Source organism: Pseudonocardia sp., assembly GCF_035305885.1.
Classification (GTDB): domain Bacteria; phylum Actinomycetota; class Actinomycetes; order Mycobacteriales; family Pseudonocardiaceae; genus Pseudonocardia.
On record NZ_DATGOP010000052.1, the window covers coordinates 20,832 to 40,886 of the forward strand.

At 73.8% G+C, this 20,055-nt stretch carries 21 protein-coding genes and 1 pseudogene; 11 read left to right on the forward strand and 11 right to left on the reverse strand.

The window, feature by feature from the left end; all coding sequences use genetic code 11:
• Position 1: 1 nt before the first annotated feature.
• Together msrB and VKZ81_RS09840 are read right to left on the reverse strand one after the other, a co-directional pair.
• Positions 2-427, reverse strand: coding sequence for a peptide-methionine (R)-S-oxide reductase MsrB (msrB, locus tag VKZ81_RS09835; protein WP_324241158.1), 426 nt, complete (start codon positions 425-427; stop codon positions 2-4).
• A 50-nt stretch (positions 428-477) separates the two neighbouring features.
• A complete protein-coding gene (locus VKZ81_RS09840; protein ID WP_324241159.1) occupies positions 478-783 on the reverse strand; it encodes a hypothetical protein in 306 nt (101 codons plus the stop codon).
• 31 nt (positions 784-814) lie between these two features.
• On the opposite strand from VKZ81_RS09840, the gene ligD reads away from it, so the two are divergent.
• A complete protein-coding gene (gene ligD, locus VKZ81_RS09845) occupies positions 815-1,849 on the forward strand; it encodes a non-homologous end-joining DNA ligase (protein WP_324241160.1) in 1,035 nt (344 codons plus the stop codon).
• A gap of 15 nt (positions 1,850-1,864) precedes the next feature.
• Here ligD and VKZ81_RS09850 read toward each other — a convergent pair whose 3' ends face one another.
• The 3 genes from VKZ81_RS09850 to VKZ81_RS09860 all read right to left on the reverse strand — a co-directional run bounded on the left by VKZ81_RS09850 (position 1,865) and on the right by VKZ81_RS09860 (position 3,529).
• A complete protein-coding gene (locus VKZ81_RS09850; protein ID WP_324241161.1) occupies positions 1,865-2,398 on the reverse strand; it encodes a YbhB/YbcL family Raf kinase inhibitor-like protein in 534 nt (177 codons plus the stop codon).
• Between the two features lie 68 nt (positions 2,399-2,466).
• Positions 2,467-2,913, reverse strand: coding sequence for a DUF4383 domain-containing protein (locus VKZ81_RS09855; RefSeq protein ID WP_324241162.1), 447 nt, complete (start codon positions 2,911-2,913; stop codon positions 2,467-2,469).
• Between the two features lie 118 nt (positions 2,914-3,031).
• Complete coding sequence (locus tag VKZ81_RS09860; RefSeq protein WP_324241163.1) at positions 3,032-3,529, reverse strand: GNAT family N-acetyltransferase; 498 nt, start codon at positions 3,527-3,529, stop codon at positions 3,032-3,034.
• Between the two features lie 118 nt (positions 3,530-3,647).
• On the opposite strand from VKZ81_RS09860, the gene VKZ81_RS09865 reads away from it, so the two are divergent.
• Positions 3,648-4,841 (forward strand): alcohol dehydrogenase catalytic domain-containing protein, encoded by a 1,194-nt coding sequence (locus VKZ81_RS09865; protein WP_324241164.1) that lies wholly within the window; start codon positions 3,648-3,650, stop codon positions 4,839-4,841.
• 4 nt (positions 4,842-4,845) lie between these two features.
• Here the strand turns inward: VKZ81_RS09865 and VKZ81_RS09870 are convergent, their stop codons facing one another.
• From VKZ81_RS09870 to VKZ81_RS09890, 5 genes are read right to left on the reverse strand one after another with little or no spacing between them, the layout of a single operon-like run.
• Entirely contained in the window at positions 4,846-5,466 is a 621-nt protein-coding gene (locus VKZ81_RS09870) for a maleylpyruvate isomerase family mycothiol-dependent enzyme (protein ID WP_324241165.1), read from the reverse strand.
• Positions 5,467-5,495: 29 nt separating this feature from the next.
• Positions 5,496-7,172, reverse strand: coding sequence for a glycerol-3-phosphate dehydrogenase/oxidase (locus tag VKZ81_RS09875; RefSeq protein WP_324241166.1), 1,677 nt, complete (start codon positions 7,170-7,172; stop codon positions 5,496-5,498).
• Positions 7,172-8,641 carry an FGGY-family carbohydrate kinase gene (locus VKZ81_RS09880; protein WP_324241167.1) on the reverse strand — a complete coding sequence of 490 codons (1,470 nt, stop codon included), beginning with the start codon at positions 8,639-8,641 and terminating at the stop codon, positions 7,172-7,174. Before VKZ81_RS09880 ends, VKZ81_RS09875 begins: the two co-directional genes overlap by 1 nt.
• A complete protein-coding gene (locus VKZ81_RS09885; RefSeq protein ID WP_324241168.1) occupies positions 8,638-9,285 on the reverse strand; it encodes a class II aldolase/adducin family protein in 648 nt (215 codons plus the stop codon). Before VKZ81_RS09885 ends, VKZ81_RS09880 begins: the two co-directional genes overlap by 4 nt.
• 28 nt (positions 9,286-9,313) lie before the next feature.
• Positions 9,314-10,138, reverse strand: a complete 825-nt coding sequence (locus tag VKZ81_RS09890) for a DeoR/GlpR family DNA-binding transcription regulator (protein WP_324241169.1) — start codon at positions 10,136-10,138, stop codon at positions 9,314-9,316.
• Positions 10,139-10,387: 249 nt separating this feature from the next.
• Here VKZ81_RS09890 and VKZ81_RS09895 point away from each other — a divergent pair, with 249 nt between their 5' ends.
• Genes VKZ81_RS09895 through VKZ81_RS09930 form a run of 8 tightly spaced genes read left to right on the forward strand, consistent with a single transcriptional unit; the run spans position 10,388 to position 19,034 of the window.
• Positions 10,388-11,869, forward strand: coding sequence for an FGGY-family carbohydrate kinase (locus VKZ81_RS09895; RefSeq protein ID WP_324241170.1), 1,482 nt, complete (start codon positions 10,388-10,390; stop codon positions 11,867-11,869).
• The gene (locus VKZ81_RS09900; protein ID WP_324241171.1) at positions 11,866-12,531 is read left to right on the forward strand and encodes a histidine phosphatase family protein; all 666 of its coding nucleotides are present in this window, start codon (positions 11,866-11,868) and stop codon (positions 12,529-12,531) included. Before VKZ81_RS09895 ends, VKZ81_RS09900 begins: the two co-directional genes overlap by 4 nt.
• Positions 12,528-13,961 (forward strand): ABC transporter substrate-binding protein, encoded by a 1,434-nt coding sequence (locus tag VKZ81_RS09905; RefSeq protein WP_324241172.1) that lies wholly within the window; start codon positions 12,528-12,530, stop codon positions 13,959-13,961. The genes VKZ81_RS09900 and VKZ81_RS09905 overlap by 4 nt, the downstream gene beginning before the upstream one ends.
• Before the next feature lie 12 nt (positions 13,962-13,973).
• A complete protein-coding gene (locus VKZ81_RS09910; RefSeq protein WP_324241173.1) occupies positions 13,974-14,912 on the forward strand; it encodes a carbohydrate ABC transporter permease in 939 nt (312 codons plus the stop codon).
• Positions 14,913-15,782, forward strand: coding sequence for a carbohydrate ABC transporter permease (locus tag VKZ81_RS09915; protein WP_324241174.1), 870 nt, complete (start codon positions 14,913-14,915; stop codon positions 15,780-15,782). It begins immediately after the preceding gene.
• Positions 15,782-16,888 carry an ABC transporter ATP-binding protein gene (locus VKZ81_RS09920; protein WP_324241175.1) on the forward strand — a complete coding sequence of 369 codons (1,107 nt, stop codon included), beginning with the start codon at positions 15,782-15,784 and terminating at the stop codon, positions 16,886-16,888. The genes VKZ81_RS09915 and VKZ81_RS09920 overlap by 1 nt, the downstream gene beginning before the upstream one ends.
• Positions 16,885-17,988, forward strand: coding sequence for an ABC transporter ATP-binding protein (locus VKZ81_RS09925; protein ID WP_324241176.1), 1,104 nt, complete (start codon positions 16,885-16,887; stop codon positions 17,986-17,988). The genes VKZ81_RS09920 and VKZ81_RS09925 overlap by 4 nt, the downstream gene beginning before the upstream one ends.
• Entirely contained in the window at positions 17,985-19,034 is a 1,050-nt protein-coding gene (locus VKZ81_RS09930) for an NAD(P)-dependent oxidoreductase (protein ID WP_324241177.1), read from the forward strand. Before VKZ81_RS09925 ends, VKZ81_RS09930 begins: the two co-directional genes overlap by 4 nt.
• On the opposite strand, the gene VKZ81_RS09935 is transcribed toward VKZ81_RS09930, so the two are convergent.
• The gene (locus VKZ81_RS09935) at positions 19,023-19,247 is read right to left on the reverse strand and encodes a hypothetical protein (RefSeq protein WP_324241178.1); all 225 of its coding nucleotides are present in this window, start codon (positions 19,245-19,247) and stop codon (positions 19,023-19,025) included. The genes VKZ81_RS09930 and VKZ81_RS09935 overlap by 12 nt on opposite strands.
• Before the next feature lie 319 nt (positions 19,248-19,566).
• Between VKZ81_RS09935 and VKZ81_RS35315 the strand changes: the two are divergent.
• A pseudogene (locus VKZ81_RS35315) lies at positions 19,567-19,739 on the forward strand (IS5/IS1182 family transposase); the annotation flags it as partial.
• Between the last annotated feature and the right edge of the window lie 316 nt (positions 19,740-20,055).

Genomic DNA, 20,055 nt, shown 5'->3' on the forward strand with positions numbered 1-20,055 from the left:
GTCAGTCCTCGTCCGGCTCCAGCCGCAGCGAGATCGAGTTGATGCAGTAGCGCAGGTCCGTCGGGGTGGGGTAGCCCTCGCCCTCGAAGACGTGGCCCAGGTGGCTGTGGCAGGTGGCGCACAGGACCTCCACGCGCCGCATCCCGAGGCTCAGGTCCTCCCGCTCGATCACCGCGTCGCCCGCGAGCGGGGTGAAGAACGCAGGCCAGCCGCAGTGCGACTCGAACTTCGCGTCGGAGCGGAACAGCTCGGCGCCGCACGCGCGGCACCGGTACACGCCCTTGGTCTTCGTGTCGGTGTACTCGCCGGTGAACGGCCGCTCGGTGCCTGCCTGGCGCAGGACGTGGTACTCCTCGGGGGTCAGCTGGGCGCGCCACTCGGCGTCGGACTTGACGACCTTCGGGGCTGGCTCGGTGGCGGGATCCATGCCCCCAGACTATGTCGGCTCGCGCGAGGACGGTGGCTCGCCGGAGGGGCTCACGGGAGGGCCCCCGCGATGAACACGAGCGCCTCCCACACCACGTAGGCCACGCCGAGCAGGAGCAGCACGACCACCGTGACCGCGGCGAGCCTGCGCCCGCCCTCGGCGCGGTTGGCGGACTCGGCGAAGTCGCGGATGCCCTCCAGGTAGCCCTCGACCGTGAAGGCGGGGCGCTGGCGCTGCATGCGGTCGAGGTGCGCGGCGAAGGCCTGGGCCTCCGGGTCGTCGGGGTCGAGCCCGAGCAGCTCGTCGTCGAACTGCCGGGATCGGCCCGGGCGGTCCGGTTCGTGGAGATCGGGCATCGCGGCCAGCGTAGCGGGTAGCGTCCCGGGCGTGGCGAGCAAGAGCGCGGCGGAGCTGCTGTCCGTCCCCGGTCCGGACGGGCCCCGCGAGGTGCGCCTGACCAGCCCGGACAAGGTGTACTTCCCGGAGCGGGGGATCACCAAGGGCGAGGTCGTGCGCTACTACCTCGAGGTGTCGGAGCCGCTGCTGCGGGCGCTGTACGAGCGGCCCACCAACCTGAAGCGCTACCCCGACGGCGTGGACGGCGAGTCGTTCTTCTCCAAGCGCCTGCCCAAGGGCGCGCCGCCCTACGTGCAGACCGCCCGCGTGACGTTCCCGAGCGGCCGCACCGCCGACTCGCTCTGCCCGACGGAGCCCGCCGTGCTCGTGTGGGCCGCCAACATGGGCACCCTCGACTTCCACCCGTGGCCGGTCCGCCGGGCCGACCCCGACCACCCCGACGAGCTGCGCGTCGACCTCGACCCGCAGCCGGGCACCGACTTCGCCGACGCCGTGGCCGTCGCCGCGGTGCTGCGCGAGGTGCTCGACGAGGCCGGGCTGGTCGGCTGGCCGAAGACCTCGGGCGGGCGCGGCGTGCACGTGGCCTGCCGCATCCGGCCCGACTGGGACTTCGTGCAGGTCCGGCACGCCGTCATCGCCATCGCCCGGCGCGTGGCCGACCGCCTGCCCGACAAGGCGACCGTCGCGTGGTGGAAGGAGGAGCGCGGCGAACGCGTGTTCCTCGACTACAACCAGGCCGCGCGCGACCGCACGATCGCCTCGGCGTGGTCGGTGCGCGGCCGCCCGCGGGCGACGGTCTCGATGCCGGTCACCTGGGAGGCGCTGCCGGACGTCGAGCCGGAGGACTTCGACGTCCGCACCGTGCCGGGGCTCCTCGCCGAGCGCGGTGACCCCCACGCCGGTATCGACGAGGCCGTGGGCGGGCTGGAGACCGCGCTCGAGTGGTACGCCGCCGACGAGCGCGACCGCGGGCTCGGCGACCTGCCCTACCCGCCGGAGTACCCCAAGATGCCGGGGGAGCCGACGCGGGTGCAGCCCAGCCGGGCCAAGCGCCCGGCCGGATGAGCGCTCAGCCCTCGCTCAGCCCTTGTTCTCGTAAACCGGCACGATCGACGCACGCGCCAGCGTGTGGCTGAACAGGTTGAACCCGAGGAACGCCGGCCGGGCGTCGCGCGGGATGCCCAGGCTCTCGACGTCGACGGCGTGCACGACGAAGAAGTAGCGGTGCGGGCCGTGCCCGGGCGGCGGGGCCGCGCCGAGGTAGCGGGCGAGGCCGGCGTCGTTGGTCAGCTGGAAGGCCCCCTCGGGCAGGCCGCTGCCGCTCTCGTCGCCTGCGCCGGACGGCAGCTCGGTGACCGAGGCCGGGATGTCGACCACGGCCCAGTGCCAGAACCCCGACGCCGTGGGGGCATCGGGGTCGTAGCAGGTCACGACGAACGACCGGGTCTCGGCGGGGAAGCCGCTCCAGGACAGCTGAGGCGAGCGGTCCTCCCCGCCGGCGCCGAAGATGCCGGACCGCTGCGGGACCGGCAACGTCTCGCCGTCGGCGATGTCCGTGCTGGTGACGGTGAAGGAAGGGACCTCTGGCAGTTCGGCGTACGGGTCGCGCGGCATCAGCTGTTGACTCCGTTGTACGAGATCGGATGCTCTTCCGCCGCGGAGGTTAACCCATGCGCTACCGATCAGACGGCAGCGCGGCGGTCGCGGCCCAGGGTGACCCCGAGGCCGATCATGCCGACGGCGAGCAGCAGGTGCAGCCAGTTGTCGGCGGTGTTGAGCGGCACGAAGTTCGCCGCGCTGGTCGGGTCGACCACGAGCCCGTAGACCCACAGCACGGCGTAGACCACGCCGCCGTAGATCAGGAAGGTGCGGGCGCCCGCCGCCGTGCGCGACATCGCCAGGCCGGCGACGCCGAACAGCAGGTGGACGATGTTGTGCAGCACCGACACCTGGAACAGGCCGAGCAGCAGCGCCTCCGACTGGTGGCCGGCGAAGGTGAGGCTGTCGAAGTTCGTGGTGATGCCGGGGATGAAGCCGAGCACGCCGACCAGCAGGAACACGACACCCACGACGAGTGCGGCGAGCTGGACGGGCCTGCGGACGGCCACGGGGTTTGCAGACGTTGCCATGTGTTGCGTTTCCTCCTCGGGAACGAGGGGGTTTCGCACGGTCGTGGCACTTCCCCTCAGGCGACGGCGTACCCCCGCCCCGGGGCCCTGAACGTCCGCGACTGGATCGTTACCGTCGTCACTTCGCGTAACGGTGGGCGGGCACCCGGATCGGGCCGTCCGGGCCCTCGGCCATGTGGTCGAAGGGCCCCTCGTCGCGCCACCCGTTGCGCTCGTAGAAGCGGCGGGCGCGGGCGTTGCCCGCGACGACGGCGAGCCACGCCCGCTCGTGCCCGCCCGCGCGCACGAGCCGTTCGGCCTCGGCCAGCAGGGTGGGCGCCACCGCGGTCCCGCGGTGCGCCGGCGCGACGTAGACCTGCTCGACCTCGTCGCCGACCACCATCACGAACCCGGCGACGGCGCCGTCGACGACCGCGACCACGGTGTCGGTCGCGGGGTCGGCGATCCGCGCGGGGGCGCGCTCGCCGAAGGAGGCGTCGGTGCGCGCGACGAGCAGCTCGTCGGGGACGTGGCCGAGTTGGCCGTCGCGCCAGCCGACGCGCCAGATCTCGGCGACCGCCCGCGCGTCCTCGGGGCGGGCGGGCCGCAGGGTCGCCGCGCCGTCGCTCGTCGCCACGGGGCGGACGCTACCGGCCGGGCCCGGCTCCGGCGGGCCGATCGGGCCGTCTCGTCCCGTTTCCGGCGGCCAGTGGCGGGAACCGCTCCCTCGACGGCCCCGTCCCCGAGGAGTCCCCATGCGAGCGGTCACCTGGCACGGCAAGCGCGACGTGCGCGTCGACACCGTGCCCGATCCGACCATCCAGTCACCGACCGACGTGGTCGTGCGCGTGACGTCCACCGGTATCTGCGGCTCCGACCTGCACCTGTACGAGGTGCTCGGCCCGTTCCTCGACGAGGGCGACATCCTCGGGCACGAGCCGATGGGCGTGGTCGAGGAGGTCGGCCGCGAGGTGGGCGCGTTGGCGCCGGGCGACCGGGTCGTCATCCCGTTCAACGTCTCCTGCGGCACGTGCTGGATGTGCGTGCGGGGCCTGCACTCGCAGTGCGAGACCACGCAGGTGCGCGGTCACGGCAAGGGCGCGTCGCTGTTCGGTTACACGAAGCTCTACGGCCAGGTGCCGGGCGGGCAGGCCGAGTACCTGCGGGTCCCGTTCGGCGACCAGCTGCCGATCAAGGTGCCGGACGGCCCGCCGGACGACCGCTTCGTCTACCTCTCCGACGTGCTGCCGACCGCGTGGCAGGCCGTCGAGTACGCGGCGGTGCCGGACGGGGGATCGCTGCTCGTGCTGGGCCTCGGCCCGATCGGCGACATGAGCGCCCGCATCGCGCGGCACCGGGGCGTCGAGCACGTCATCGGGGTGGACGTGGTGCCCGAGCGGCTCGAGCGGGCCCGGGCCCGCGGGATCACCGTGCTCGACCTCTCCGCGCACGGCCGGGACCTCGCCGACCACGTCCGCGAGCTCACCGACGGCCGCGGCCCGGACGCGGTGATCGACGCCGTGGGGATGGAGGCGCACGGCTCCCCGGTCGGCAAGCTCGCCCACCAACTGGCCGGCCTGCTGCCGGACGCGGTGGCCGCGAAGTTCATGGAGACCGCGGGCGCGGACCGGCTCAACGCGCTCTACTCGGCCATCGAGCTGGTGCGCCGCGGCGGCACGATCTCGGTGAGCGGGGTCTACGGCGGCATGGCCGACCCGCTGCCGATGCTCACCCTGTTCGACAAGCAGATCCAGCTGCGGATGGGGCAGGCCAACGTGCACCGGTGGGTGCCGGAGATCCTCCCGCTGCTGGCCGACGGCGACCCGCTCGGCGTGGACGGCTTCGCCACCCACCGCCTCCCGCTCGACGCCGCGCCCGAGGCCTACGCGACGTTCCAGGCCAAGAAGGACGGGATGGTGAAGACGCTGCTGCAGCCCACCGCCGGCTGAGTAGTCAGGAGATCCGGCCGGCGAGCGTGGGCTGCCCCGGTCCGTCGAGCTCCTCGACGGCGCCGCGGCGACCCGCGATCGCCATCAGCAGGGCCTCGCCCGGCCCGCGCACCTCCGGACCGCGCCCGCCGGACCAGTCGACGTCCGTCGCGATCAGCCGGAGCCCGCGGGCGCGCCAGAACGCCCCGATCGGCGGCGCGAAGCGGGCGAACGCGAGCGCGGGGACCAGCCGCTCGGCCGGGATCGCGCGCGGCGCGCCGAGGGGGCGGCGGATGTCCTGGTGGTGGATCAGCGCATCGAGCAGGGCGACGCGGCACCCGAACCCGGTGGTGAGCCCTTCCGGTTCGAGGTGGCGTTCCAGCTGCGCGAGCAGCTCACCCGGCGCGGCGCGCTCCATCTCGGCCACCCCGACCGCGTTGGTCCGGGCGAGCCGCAGCCGCCCCCGGGCGAGCCTGCGGGCGAGCTCCCGCCCGCCGAGTCCCTCGTAGCTCACGACGTGGGCGACGACGTCGCGCACCCGCCAGCCCGCGCACAGCGAGGGCGCCTCCCACTGCTCGGGCGTCAGCCCGCGGAGGAAGGCGAGCAGGTCGGCGCGCTCGGCGCGGGCCAGGTGGCGGACGGTCATCGACGGCGCACCCTACCGGCGCCCCGACCTCAGGACGCCCCGGCGCGCTCGGCGCCCAGCCCGGCCCGGTCCCGCTCCACCTCCGCCCGGTAGGCGGCCACCTCCCGGGCCTGCCGGTCGGCGTCCCACCCGAGCGCCGGCGCGATGAGCGCGGCGACGGCCGGGGCCGCGGGCAGGCCGGCGTCGGTGCGCTCGATCGACAGGTGGGTCCGCCGGTGCAGCACGTCGACCAGGCTGAGCGCGCCCTCGTGGGTGACGGCCCGCAGGAACTCGACGGGCAGGTAGCCCTCGGCGCCCGGCAGGGGGCGGCCGAGGGCGGGGTCGGTGCGGATCGGGGCGAGGACGTCGGGCAGCTCGGCGCCGTAGCGGTGCACCATCCGGCGCACGTGCTCCTCGGGCACCCCGTGCTCGGTGGCGAGCCGCGGCACCCGGTTGGCCACGGCCTCCCAGCCGGCGGCGCCCACCAGCGGGAGGTTCGCCGTCGGCGACGGCGGCAGCGCACCGCCCATGGCCCGGCCCACCGCGTCGACGGCGTCGCGCGCCATCCGCCGGTAGGTCGTGTACTTGCCCCCGACCACCGTGACCATCCCGGCGGGTTCGGAGATCACCGTGTGGTCGCGGGAGAGCGCCGACGTGGTGGCGGTGTCGCGCGCGACCGGCGCGAGCAGCGGGCGCAGCCCGGCGAACGTGCCCAGCACGTCGCGGCGGGTGAGCGGGCGGGCGAGGTAGCGGTTGACGTTGCGCAGCAGGTAGTCGACGTCCTCCGGCTCGACGGTCGGCGCGCGGCGGTCGCCGTCGTAGGCGGTGTCGGTGGTGCCGAGCAGCCAGTGCCCGAACCACTTGCGCAGGATGATCACCGAGTCCTCGGCGCGGGCGAGGATGCCGGTGCGGGAGTCGAACGCGCCCTTCTCCACCACGAGGTGCACGCCCTTGGCCGGCTGCACGGCGAACGTCGCGGGGCCCGCCATGGCCTGGATGTCGGCCGCCCACACCCCGGCGGCGTTGACGACGACCGACGCGGTGACGTCGAAGCGGCTGCCGGTCTGCGTGTCCTCGACGGTGACGCCGGTGACCCGCGCCCCGTCGCGTAGCACGCCGACCACGGGCGCGTGGCTCAGCACGACCGCGCCGAGCGACGCGGCGGTGCGGGCCACGGCGAGCGTGTGCCGGGCGTCGTCCATGCGGCCGTCGTAGTACTGCAGAGCGCCGGTGACGACGTTCGGGTCGAGCCCGGGCGCCTCGCGCAGCGCGCCGCGGCGGGTCAGGTGGCGGTGGTGCGGCACCCCGCCCCGGCCCCCGGTGCGCCCGGCGGCGGCCATCAGGTCGTACAGCAGCACGCCGGCGCCGATGTAGGGCCGCTCCCAGCGCTTGGTCAGGGGGAACAGGAACGGCTCGGGCGCGACGAGGTGCGGGGCGAGCGTGCGGACCATCAGGTCGCGCTCGTGCAGGGCCTCCGCGACGAGCTTGAAGTTCAGCTGCTCCAGGTAGCGCAGCCCGCCGTGCACGGTCTTGCCGGAGCGCGACGACGTGCCGGAGGCGAGGTCGCCCGCCTCCAGCAGCACGACGGACAGGCCGCGGGCGGCGGCGTCGAGGGCGACGCCGGCGCCGGTGACGCCCCCGCCGACGACGGCGACGTCGAAGCTGCCGCCCTTCGCGGCGGAGAGCGCGGCGTCGCGTGCGGCGGGGGACAGGTCGGCGGCGCCCATCAGCGCACCACCGCCGAGGCCCGCCGGGTGGCCCAGAACGGCCGGGCCGCCTGCACGTGGTCGAGGTAGCGGGCGTAGCCGTCGTCGTAGAAGGAGCGCAGGGTCGGGTCGGGTTCGATGACGTCCTCCGGGGCCGTCCAGGTCTCGACGTCGAGGTCCTCGCCGCGGGCGGCGGCCGCGGCGAGCACCGCGCCGCGGGCCCCCACCTCGGGGGTGCGCGCGAGCTCGAGGGGAACCCCGAGCACATCGGCGAACACCTGCAGCCACGGCCGGGACCGGGTGCCGCCGCCGCAGGCCACGATGCGGGTGGCCCCGCCCGCGGCGTCGAAGCAGTGGCGGGCCGCGTAGCCGAGGCCCTCGCACACCGCGCGCAGCAGGTCGTCGCGGGTGGTGGTCAGCCGCACCCCGGTGACCTGGCCGGAGGCGTGCGGGTCGACGAACGGGGCCCGCTCGCCGGACGTGGCGAAGTAGGGCAGCACCTCCACCCCGCCCGCGCCGGGCGGGCTCGTGGCCAGCGCCGCGTCGATCGCGTCGACGCCGAGCCCGAGGGTCTGCAGCATCCAGTCCATCGACGCCGTGCCGACCATCGCGGGCATCGCGCGCAGCCACCGGTTCGGCTCGCCGGTGGCCACCGAGAACCCGGCGGGGTCGCCCTCGGTGGCGAGCCGGTCGACGTGGACCATGCAGCCCAGCGTGGTGCCGACGATCAGCAGCGCGTCGCCGATCGCGCGGACGCCCGCGCCGCGCGCGCAGGCGGGGAAGTCGAACGGGCCGGAGCTGATCGCCGTGCCCGCGGGCAGGCCCAGCAGCTCGGCGCCGGGGCCGGACAGCGGCGCCTGCGGGATCGGCACGGTGATGGGCGCCAGCAGGTCGCGGCGGTGGGCGAGCCCCATCGCGGCGAGGGCGCCGTCGCTGTAGCCGGTGCCGGTGCCGTCCCCGAACGGCATCGAGCTGTCGCTGGGGTCGGTGGCCCGCTCGCCGGTGAGCCGGGTGAACACGGCGTCCTTGCAGGCACCTGCCGTGGTGGCTCGGTCGAGCACCTCCGGCTCGTTCTCGTCGAGCCACGCGAGCAGCGGGCCGGGTGCGCCGGGGAAGACCGTGGTGCCGTTGATGCGGAACACCCGCTCGGTGACGCCCTCGGCGTTCCACCGGGCGAGGATGGCGGCGGCCCTGCCGTCGAGCCAGGACAGCGCGGGCCGCACGGCCCGGCCGGCCTCGTCGGTGACCCAGCAGCCGTCGCCCTGGCCGGTGATGGCGACGACGTGCGGGGTGTGCCCGGCCGCGGCCTCGCGGGTGACGTCGACGATCGCCGAGACGATCGCGTCCAGGTCCTGCTCCACGCCGTCGTCCGGGGCGTGGACGAGCTCCAGGGGGCGGCCGGCGACGGCGAGCGCCTCGCCCTCGTCGTCGAAGAGGGCGGCCTTGACGACCGACGTCCCGGCGTCGATGCCGAGCCAGGTGCGGGTCATGACGAGCTCGGCACCGTCTGCCCGTAGGTGGTCAGCTTCTCGGCGACGCGGGCGATCTCCTCGTCGGAGAGGATGTTCGGCTGCCCGAACAGCTTCGCCTGGTAGTACATCCGGCAGACCCACTCGAGGTAGATGCTGCGGGTGTAGGCCTTGGCGAGGCTGTCGCCGTAGGTGGTGGCGCCGTGGTTCTGCAGGATGGCGCCGTAGCGGCCCTCCATCGCCTTGATGCTGTTCTCGGCGAGCTCCGGGCTGCCGAACGTCGCGTACGGCGCGACGCGCACCGGCCCGCCGAGCAGCGCGACCATGTAGTGCACGGCGGGCAGCTCGTCGACCACCGCCGACAGCGTGCTCGCGTAGAGCGGGTGGGTGTGCACCACCGCCTTCGCGTCGGTGCTCTTGTAGACGGAGGTGTGCATCGGCACCTCCGACGACGGCTCGAGCCCGTCCTCGACGGGGTTGCCGTCCAGGTCGATCACGCAGATCGACTCCGGGGTGAGGTCCTCGTAGGCCGCGCCGCTCGGCGTGATCGCGATGTGGTCGCCGGAACGGACCGACAGGTTGCCCGAGGTGCCGACGGTGAGGTCGTCGGCCTGCATCCGGCGGCAGTACTCGACCAGCTGGACGCGTTCGTCGTGCAGGAGCATGGGCGATCCTCTCGGGTGTCGATCGGGGTCAGTCGGTCTGCCCCGCGACCTCCACGAGCACGTCGTTCTCGCGCAGCGCGGCCAGGTCGCGGGGGGAGGCGCCGGCGTCGACGACGACGCTCGTGAACCGGTTCAGCGGCAGGAGCCGGTGCAGGGCGCGGCGGGTGAGCTTCGTGTGGTCGATGAGCAGGTGGCTGCGCGTGGCGACCTCCACCATCGCGCGCTTCACCGCGACGATCTTGTCCTCCTGGTGGAAGGCGTAGCCGTCGCTCACGGCCGACGTGCTGACGAACGCGGCGTCGAAGCGCATGGCCTGCACCGCGTCCACGCAGGTGGAGCCCAGGAACGAGTCGTGCTGCGGGTCGTAGTGGCCGCCGAGGGCCACCACGTGCACGTCGCGCATCTTCGACAGCTCGACCAGCGCGGCGAGGTAGTTGGTGGCCACCGTGAGCGGGGCGAGCGCGGGCAGGTGGGGGAGCATCTGCAGCGCGGTGGTCGAGTCGTCCAGCAGCACCGACATCCCCGGCTCGAGGTGGCGGCAGGCGTGCTGGGCGATCACCCGCTTGGCCTCGACGTTGGCCTTCGCGCGGAACTCGACGTTGGACTCGAAGGTGCCGCTGGGCTGGGCGGTCGCGATGCCGCGGGCCTTGCGCAGCACGCCCTGTCGCTGCAGCTCGTCGAGGTCGCGGTGGATCGTCATGACCGAGACCCCGAACGTCTCCGCCAGCTCCTGGGCCGAAACGCTGCCGGTGCTCAGCACGAGTTCGGTGATGCGGGCCTGGCGTCCCTCCGGTCCGAGGGTGCGCGGCGCGTCCGGAGGGGTCCGGGGCGCGCCCACCTCCCGCTCGGCCACCGCTCGCCTCCTTCACAGGTCCGTTGCGACTGGCATCACAGCGCGTCGAAGCCGATCCGTCAAGTTCTGATGTGAACAACACTGGTTTCGATGTGAAGTTCGACGTCGTCGCTAGCAGTGGTCGGAGCAGACTTCACGGATCTCGGTGTGACAACAACGTGTTGACGTGAGATGTAGGCCGTCCTACTGTGTCGCCGCGCACAGGCCGCTGCGCGCCCGCTACGGCAGCGTCGAGACGAAGGAGCACCGGTGCCCGATCCCGCGCCCGTCGACTCCCCCCTCTGGCTGGGGATCGACCTCGGCACGCAGGGCGTGCGCGCCGTGCTCGTCGACGGCTCGGGCGCCGTGGTCGGCAGCGGGTCGGCGGCACTCCGCAGCGACGTCCGCACCGGGGACCGGCACGAGCAGGACCCCGACGACTGGTGGCGCGCCACCTGCCTCGCCACCCGCGAGGCGCTGGCCGGGCGCGACCGGCGCCCGGTGGGCGGCGTGAGCATCGACTCGACCTCCGGCACCCTCGTCGTGCAGGACTCCCGCGGGCGCGCGGTCGGGCCCGCGCTGATGTACGACGACCGCAGGGCCGCGGCGGAGGCCGCCCGCGTGCAGGACGAGGGCGAAGAGCTCTGGACGGCGCTCGGGTACCGCATGCAGGCCAGCTGGGCGCTGCCCAAGGTGGTGTGGCTGGCCGGCCGGAACGCCGTGCCCGCCGGGCACCGCCTCGCCCACCAGGCCGACCACATCGGTGCGCGGCTGGCCGGCCACCCGGTGCCCACCGACTACAGCCACGCCCTCAAGACCGGCTACGACCTGCTCGGCGACGCCTGGCCCGCCGCGGTCCTCGATCGGCTGGGCATCGATCCCGAGCTGCTGCCGCCCGTGGTGGCGCCGGGGGAGCGGGTCGCCGTGGTGTCGGCGGCCGCGGCCGAGGAGACCGGCATCCCGGCGGGCACCCCGATCGTCGCCGGGATGACCGACGGGTGCGCCGCGCAGGTGGCCACCGCGGCGCTCGCGCCCGGGCAGTGGTGCTCGGCGCTCGGCACCACGCTGGTGCTGAAGGGCTCGACCACCGAGCTGCTCCACGACCCGACCGGGGCCGTCTACTGCCACCGCAACCCCGACGGCGGCTGGCTGCCCGGCGGCGCGTCCAGCACCGGCGCCGGGGTGCTCGCGAGCGAGCTGGCCGGGGCCGACCTCGACGCGCTGACCGAGCGCGCGCGGGACCGGGGGGTGCCCGCGGGCGCGACCTACCCGCTGGTCGGGCGGGGTGAGCGGTTCCCGTTCGTCGCCGACGCCGCGGAGGGCTTCGACGTCGACGGCCCGGCCGAGCCCGACCTCGTCGACCGGTTCAACCGCGTGGCCCACGGGGTCGCCTACGTCGAGCGCCTCGCCTTCGAGGTGCTCGCCGGGTTGGGCGCCGACGTCTCGGGCCCCGTGGTCGCCACCGGCGGGACCAGCCGCAACGACTGGTGGACGCAGCTGCGCGCCGACGTGCTGCAGCGCCCCGTCGCCGTGCCGGAGCACGCGGGCTCCGCGATCGGGTCCGCCGTGCTCGCCGCGGCCCCGCGCGGGCGCCTCGCCGCCACCGCGGCCGAGATGGTGCGCGTGCGCCGCCGCTTCGACCCGAACCCGGCGCGGGCCGACGAGCTGACCGAGGGCTACCGCCGGCTGGTGGAGGCGCTGGAGGACCGGGGCTGGCTGGAGCTCAGGGCCGCCGCCGGGGGTGCGGCATGAGCACCCAGCTCACGCTCGTCCGGCACGGGCGCACCATCTGGCACGGCGAGAACCGCTACGCGGGCGTGAGCGACGTCCCCCTCGACGAGACCGGACAGGCCCAGGCCCTCGCCCTCGCGGCCTGGGCCCGCCAGCAGCGCTTCGACGCGCTCGTCTCCTCCCCGGTGCCGCGCGCCCTCGCCACCGCAGCGCCCGTGGCCGCCGCGCTCGGACTCGAGACCGAGGTGGTGAGCGACCTGCGCGAGGTCGACTTCGGCATCGCGGAGGGCCGCACGCTGGCCGAGCTGCGGCAGACCCACCCCGAGGTCGTCCGGGCCTTCGTCGCCGACCCGGTCGCCAACCCGTTCCCCGGAGCCGAGCCGCCCGCCGAGGCCGCCGAGCGCGCCGTGCGCGCCCTGCGCGACATCGCCGAGCGCCACAACGGCGGCTCCGTCCTGGTCGTCGCGCACAACACGCTGCTGCGCCTCGCGCTGTGCGCGTGGCTGGGCGTCCCCCTCGCCCGCTACCGCGCCGTGCTCCCGCGGCTGGAGAACGCAGCCGCCACCCGCCTGCGCGTGCCGGCAGAGCCCGACCGGCCCCCGGCACTGCTGGCCCTCAACGTCCCGACCTCACCGGCCGTCACCGCAGACGAGCCGGTCCCGATCGCAGGGAGGACCGCATGACCCGCCGAGACCTCTGGACCCCCAACCGGCGCGATGTTCTGCGCATGCTCGGCGTCGGCGGCGCAGCCGTCGGCGCGTCGTCGTTGCTCGCCGCCTGCGGCCTCGGCACCGGAGGCGGCCCAGCGACCGAGAACGGCGCCGCCGAGGTCACCGGGGGTTTCGACTGGCGCAAGGCCGAGGGTGCCGAGATCTCCATCCTGCAGACCCCGCACCCGTACCAGGTGGCCTTCCAGCCGCTGCTCGCCGAGTTCACCGAGCTCACCGGCATCACGGTGAAGGCCGACCTCGTGGCCGAGGCGGACTACTTCACCCGCCTCAACACCGAGCTCGCGAGCGGCGCAGGCAACTACGACGCCTTCATGATCGGCGCCTACTTCATCTGGACCTACGGGCCTCCCGGGTGGATGGAGGATCTGCGGCCGTGGCTGGAGAACTCCTCGGCCACCCACCCCGACTACGACTTCGAGGACATCTACGAGGGCCTGCGCCGCTCCACGTCGTGGGACTTCCAGATCGGCAGCCCGCTCGGCACCGGTGGGCAGTGGGCGATCCCGTGGGGCTTCGAGACCAACGTCATCTGCTACAACAAGACCGAGTTCGACCGGCGCGGCATCCGGCCCGCGGAGACGTTCGACGACCTCATCCAGCTCGCGATCGACCTCACCGACCGGGCCAACAACAAGTACGGCATCGCGTTCCGCGGGTCCCGCTCGTGGGCCACCATCCACCCGGGCTTCATGACCCAGTTCACCCGCGAGGGCTGCAAGGACTACGAGCTGCAGGGTGACCAGCTCACGGCCACGATGAACTCGCCGCAGGCGGTCGACTTCACGCGCAAGTGGGTCGAGCTCGCCAAGGCCGCCGGCCCGACCTCGTGGACCAACTACGAGTACCCGGACTGCACCGGCGACCTGGGCGCGGGCACCGCGTACATGGTCTACGACGCCGACTCGGCCACCTACCCGCAGAACATCGCGGGCAACAGCGCGCAGGCCGGCAACCTCGCCTGGCACCCCGGCCCGGCCGGCCCGGACGGCAACTACGCCACCAACCTGTGGACCTGGTCGCTCGCGATGAACTCGGCGTCGCGCAACAAGCTCGCCGCGTGGCTGTTCATCCAGTGGGCCACCAGCAAGGAGGCCCAGACCAAGGCCGTGCAGACCGGCCAGGCCGGGTTCGCCGACCCGACCCGCAAGTCGGTGTTCGACGGGGCGTTCAAGCAGACGCTCGGCAACTTCCCCGGCTACCAGGAGACCTTCGAGAAGGTCATCGCCTCCACCGACATCAAGTTCACCCCGCAGACCTCGTTCTTCGAGACCACCGAGGAGTGGGCGGTGGCGCTGCAGGACATCTACGCGGGCCAGGACGCGAAGGAGCGCCTCGACGCGCTCGCCGAGGCGAACACCGCGGCGGTCAACCGTGCGAGCTGACGGAGGGCCTTCGTGACCACCACCGCCCCACCGAGGACCCCGGCGCCGGTCGTGCAGCGCGAGCCGCGACCGGTGCCGGCTTGGCGGCGCGGGCTGCGGCCGTACGTGCTGTCGATCCCGGCGGTGCTGATCATCGTCGGGATCCTCTACCCGTTCGTGCTGGGCGCCTACTACGCGTTCCTCAACTACGCGGCCGTGGTGCGCCAGCCGGTGTTCGTCGGGCTGGAGAACTTCGCCAACACCCTGTCCGACCCGGCGTTCTGGTCGAGCGTGCGCGTCACGCTCTTCTACGCCGTGGTCGCCACCGTGGTCGAGACGGTGCTCGGCGTCGGCATCGCGCTGCTGCTCAACCGGTCGTCGCTGATCGGGCGGATCTTCGAGCGGGTGCTGATCCTGCCGCTGATGATCGCGCCGGTGATCGCGGGCGTGATCTGGGGCCTGATGTTCAACCCGCAGTACGGGGTCCTGAACTACGTGCTGGGGCTCGGCTCGACGTTCGACTGGCTCGGGGAAACCACCGCGATCTGGTCGGTGATCCTCGTCGACGTCTGGATCTACACGCCGTTCGTCGCGATCCTCGTGCTGGCCGGGATCCGGTCGCTGCCGAAGGAGCCGTTCGAGGCGTCGGCGGTCGACGGCGCGAGCTGGTTCTACATGTTCCGGCGGCTGATGCTGCCGATGATGTGGCCCTACATCCTGGTGGCGGTGATCTTCCGCTTCATGGACTCGCTGAAGATCTTCGACCACGTGTTCGTGCTGACCGCGGGCGGGCCGGGCGACGCCACGCGCACCCTGCAGATCGGCGCGTACCAGAACTCGATCATCCAGCTGCAGTACTCCAGGGGCAGCACCTACATGTTCCTGCTCTGGGTGATCGTCTTCCTGACCGCCCGCTACCTGGTGAGCGTGCTGGGCAAGGCCCAGCGGCGCGCCGCAGGATCGGAGGAGTAGATGGCTGCCAGGGAGCTGGGGCCCGGCCAGCGGCGGTTCTCGCCGGCATCGATCGGTGCCGACCTGGTGCTGCTGGCCTGGTTCGTGTTCTCGCTGTTCCCGCTGGTCTGGATGGTGCTCCTGGCGCTCAAGACCGACGCGGAGCAGATCAGCACCTACTTCGCGTTCACCCCGACGCTCGAGAACTTCGCGACCGTCCTGTCGTCCGAGGGCGAGCGGCTGACCAGCGTCGACTTCACCGACGCGCTGCTCACCAGCGTGATCAACTGCGTGGGCGCGGTGATCGTGTCGCTCGTCATCGGCATCCCCGCCGCGTACGCGGCGGGCCGCTGGAAGTACCGCGGCTCCAACGACGTCATGTTCACGATCCTGTCGTTCCGGTTCGCGCCGGAGCTGATGGTGATCGTCCCGCTGTTCGTGATCTACAACCAGATCGGGCTGTTCGACACGAACGTCGGCATGATCTGGGTGCTGCAGCTGGTGACGATGCCGCTGATCGTGTGGATCCTGCGGTCGTACTTCCAGGACATGCCCGCCGAGCTGGAGCAGGCCGCGCTGCTCGACGGCTACACCCGCAAGCGCGCGTTCCTCATGGTGGCGCTCCCGCTGGTGCGGCCGGGGATCGCGGCGGCGGCGCTGCTCGCGTTCATCTTCGCCTGGAACAACTACGTGTTCCCGCTGATCCTCACCGGCAGCCAGAACACGCCGGTGACGGTGGCCGTCACCCGCTTCCTCGGCGGCGGCGGGCAGGCCTACTACAACCTGACGGCCGCGGCCGCGATCATCGCGGCGCTCCCGCCGCTGCTGGTGGCGCTGTCGATCCAGCGGTACCTCGTGCGCGGCCTGTCGTTCGGGGCGGTGAAGTCGTAGTGGGTTCCCTCTCGGTGAAGGGCCTCGTCGCGCGCTACGGCAAGACGGTCGCCCTGCACGGGATCGACCTCGAGCTGCCCGACGGCGAGTTCTTCGTGATCCTCGGCCCGTCCGGCGCCGGCAAGACGACCACGCTCAAGAGCATCGCGGGGCTCGTCGACCAGGTCGAGGGCGAGGTGCGCATCGCGGGCCGGGACATGACCGGGGTCGAGCCCTACGACCGCGGCGTCGCGATGGCGTTCGAGAGCTACGCGCTCTACCCGCAGAAGACGGTGGAGGAGAACCTCGCCTCCCCGCTGCGGTCGGGCCGCAACGGCACCTGGACGCCGCAGCAGCAGGCCGAGCGCATCAAGCAGGTCACGACCACGCTCGGCATCGACCACCTGCTCAAGCGCTTCCCGCGGGAGCTGTCCAACGGGCAGCGCCAGCGCACCGCGCTCGGCCGCGTGCTGGTGCGGCCCGCGGAGGTCTACCTGCTCGACGAGCCGCTGTCGCACCTGGACGCCAAGCTGCGCGCGGCCATGCGCGCCGAGCTCAAGCAGCTCGGCGAGCTGTCCGGCACGACCACCCTCTACGTCACCCACGACTACCAGGAGGCGCTCGCCCTCGGCGACCGGATCGGGGTGCTGCGGGAGGGGCGGCTGGTGCAGGTCGGCACGCCGGCGCAGGTCTGGAACGAGCCGGTCGACACGTTCGTCGCCCGCGCCCTCGGCCAGCCGGAGATGAACCTCCTCGACGCCGAGGTGAGCGGCGGCGAGGCCAGGGTCGGGAAGGCGTTCACCGTCGGGGCCCCGGTGGCCGACGGCCGGGTCCAGGTCGGCATCCGGCCCCGCGACCTGGAGATCGTCGATCAGGCCCCGTCCACCGAACGCCTCGTCCTGCACGGGAAGGTCGTGCTGGCCGAGCGGCTCGGGCGGTCGGTCGAGCTGTCGGTGGACGTGGCCGGGGTGCAGATCATCACCGTCACCTCCGACCACCGCGTGCAGGAGGGCGGGGACGTCGCCCTCGCCGTCGACTGGGACCGCGTGCACGTCTTCTCCGCCGACGGGGCCCGCCTGGGCGCCGCCCGGCGGCCGGAGGGCGTGCTCACCGGAGGGGCCCGATGACCACCACCGCCACCACCACCGGCACCGCCACCGCGCAGCGCCTGCGACTGGAGTCGCTGCGCAAGACCTACACCGCCCGCGGCCGCGAGCCGTTCGAGGCCGTGAAGGGCATCGACCTGGACATCGAGCCCGGCGAGCTGGTCGCCCTGCTCGGCCCGTCCGGGTGCGGCAAGACCACGACCCTGCGGATGATCGCCGGGCTGGAGACCGTGACGTCCGGGCGGATCCTCATCGGCGACCGCTCGGTGGCCGACCTGCCGCCCGGCAAGCGCAACGTCGGCGTCGGCTTCGAGAGCTACGCGCTCTACCCGCCGCTCACCGTCCGGGAGAACCTGGCCTACGGGCTGAAGGCGCGCCGCGCGCGCGACGTGAACGCCCGCGTCGACGCGATCGCCGAGCGGCTGGAGATGACCGACCTGCTCGACCTGAGGCCCGCGAACCTGTCCAGCGGCCAGAAGCAGCGGGTGGCGCTCGCCAGGGCGCTGGTGCGCAACCCCCCGGTGCTGCTGCTGGACGAGCCGCTCTCGCACCTCGACGCCGGGCAGCGCCAGCGGGTGCGCCGCGAGCTCAAGGTGCTGCAGCGCGAGTTCGGCTACACCACGATCGTCGTCACCCACGACCAGCTGGAGGCGCTCAGCCTCGCCGACCGGATGGCCGTGATGGACGCCGGGGTGATCAAGCAGTTCGGCACCCCGGACGAGATCTTCGACGCGCCGGCCGACACGTTCGTCGCCGACTTCGTGGGGGAGCCGTCGATCACGCTGCTGCCGGGCGTCGGCACCGGCAGCGGGGTGCGGGTCGGCGGCGTCGGCGGGCTCGCGACGGCCGTGCGCGTCCCCGACGGCAAGGACGTGGTGGTCGGGCTGCGCCCGCAGGACTGCCACCCGACCGAGGGCCCGGGCCTGGAGGGAACCGTTCTGGTGTTCGAGGACCTGCTCGAGTTCGGGCTCGCGACCGTGGAGCTGCCCGGCGTGGACACCAAGCTGGTGGCCCAGGTGGACCCGGGGCACCAGCTGCGCGCGGGCGACCCGGTCACGATCGCGGCGGTACCCGAGCGCGTGCACGTGTTCGACCCCGAGTCGGGGGAGCGGCTGCGATGAGCGTCGTGGTGTGCGCGGGCGACGAGTTCATCTCCGCGGACCTGCTCGCTCGCGCGCTCGCCGACGCGGGCGTCGAGGGCGAGTTCCGGCGGATCGACACCGCGTGGCCCACCGAGCCGTTCCGCTCCGTGGACGGCGTGCGGGAGGCGGCGGGCGACCCGGCCCGGCTCGCCGAGCTGGTGCGGGGCGCCGACGCGCTGGTCACCCACCTCGCCCCGCTCACGGCCGAGGTCCTCGGGGCGGGCTCGCCCACCCTGCGGGTGGTCGGGGTGACCCGGGGCGGGCCGGTGAACGTCGACCTGCCCGCGGCCACCGCGGCCGGCGTGCTCGTCGCGTACCTGCCGGGCCGCAACCTGGGCGCGGTCGCCGAGTTCTGCGTGGGCACGATGATCTGCGCGATGCGCGGCCTGCCCGCCGCCGCCGCGGACCTCGCGTCCGGCCGGTGGGACGCCGCCGGCTTCCGTTACGAGCGCACCGGGCTGGAGCTGCGGGCCGCCACCGTCGGGCTGGTCGGGCTGGGCGCGGTCGGGTTGCGCGTGGCCGAGCTGCTGCGCGGCTTCGGCTCCCGCGTGCTCGCCCACGACCCGTACGCGTCCGCCGAGGACGCCGAGCGCGTGGGCGTGCGGCTGGTGGACCTGCCGGAGCTGCTCGCGTCGAGCGACGTGGTCAGCCTGCACGCGCGGCTCACGCCGGAGACGAAGCAGATGATCGACGAGTCCGCGCTCGCCCGGATGCGCCCGGGATCGGTGCTGGTCAACACCGCCCGCGGGGAGCTGGTCGACACCCGCGCCCTCGACGCCGCGCTCGCGTCCGGGCACCTGCGGGCCGCCGTGCTCGACGTGTTCGACCCCGAGCCGCCCGCCCCGGACGACCCGCTGCCCAAGCGACCCGAGGTCTTCGCCACCCCGCACCTCGCGGGCGCCTCCCGCCAGGTCGCGGAGGAGTCGGCGGCCCGGATCGCGGCGGAGGTGGCCGCGGTCCTGTCCGGCGGGCGCCCGACGAACTGCGCGAACCCCGAGGTGCTGGACCGGCGGTCAGGCCAGTAGCGCGGAGAGCCAATCGAGCTCGTGCCGCTCGATGTACGCGCTGTCGCGCCGCCACACCTCGCCGTGGCCGCCCGCGAAGAGCCGGGCCCACGGCTGGGTGCCGGTGGCGTGGCCGCGGACCAGCAGGTCGTGCATCGCGCGGGCGCGGTGCGCCAGCATCGGCGCGAGCCGGCGGCGCTGCTCCTCGTCGAGCCCGTAGGCGTCGGCGAGCACCCGCAGGCGCGCGGCGGCGTCGGGGCGCCGCCAGGCCGGGTCGGCCGAGAGCGGGACGAACGCCTTCGCGGCGTGGGCGAGGTCCCACAGGCGCGACCCGGGGGCCGGCGACGTTCCACACCGCGTCCGGGGGCGGGGTGAACCCCGCGACGGCGTCGTGTAACTGCCGGACCAGCCGGCCCACCCGGGCGAGCCGGTCGGGCGGCTCGACCGCGGCGAAGCGGTCCGGCCACACCGTCTCACCGGGGACGAACGCGAGCACCTCGCGGCCGCGCTCGTCGAGGCCCAGTGGGCGCGGCGCCGCGGGGAGGCCGACGGCGTGCAGGTGGGTGAGGTGCTGCGCTGGTTCCGGGACGCCACCCCGGCGGCGCGCCTCGCCGTCGACGCCCGGATCAGCGTGGCGACCGCCCACCGCTGCACGAAGGCGTCACGGTGCCGGCCGCCCATGCCCCCGACCGGCACGAGGCGCTCGCCCGGCGCTCGCTGCCGGGGACACCCAGGTGATCCTGCGGGCCCTGCAACGCATCACCCTCGGCCCCAGCCGCATCGGCGCCATCCATCGACGAGCGGCGCCGCAGGAGGGGCTTCCACGTCGGGTTCCGCGGAACCCGAGAAGGGTCAGACCCGGGTGGGCTCCTTGCCTCGATCACCAGGCAACCCGTGGGAGCCGGGTGGCCCGACCGACATCGACAACCTCGTCGTGATGTGCACGTTCCACCACACCGGCGTGCACGACCACGGCTACCAGATCGGTCGCGTGGACGGCCGGTGGGAGTTCCGCCGGATCCCGGCGGCCGCGGGAAGCGGG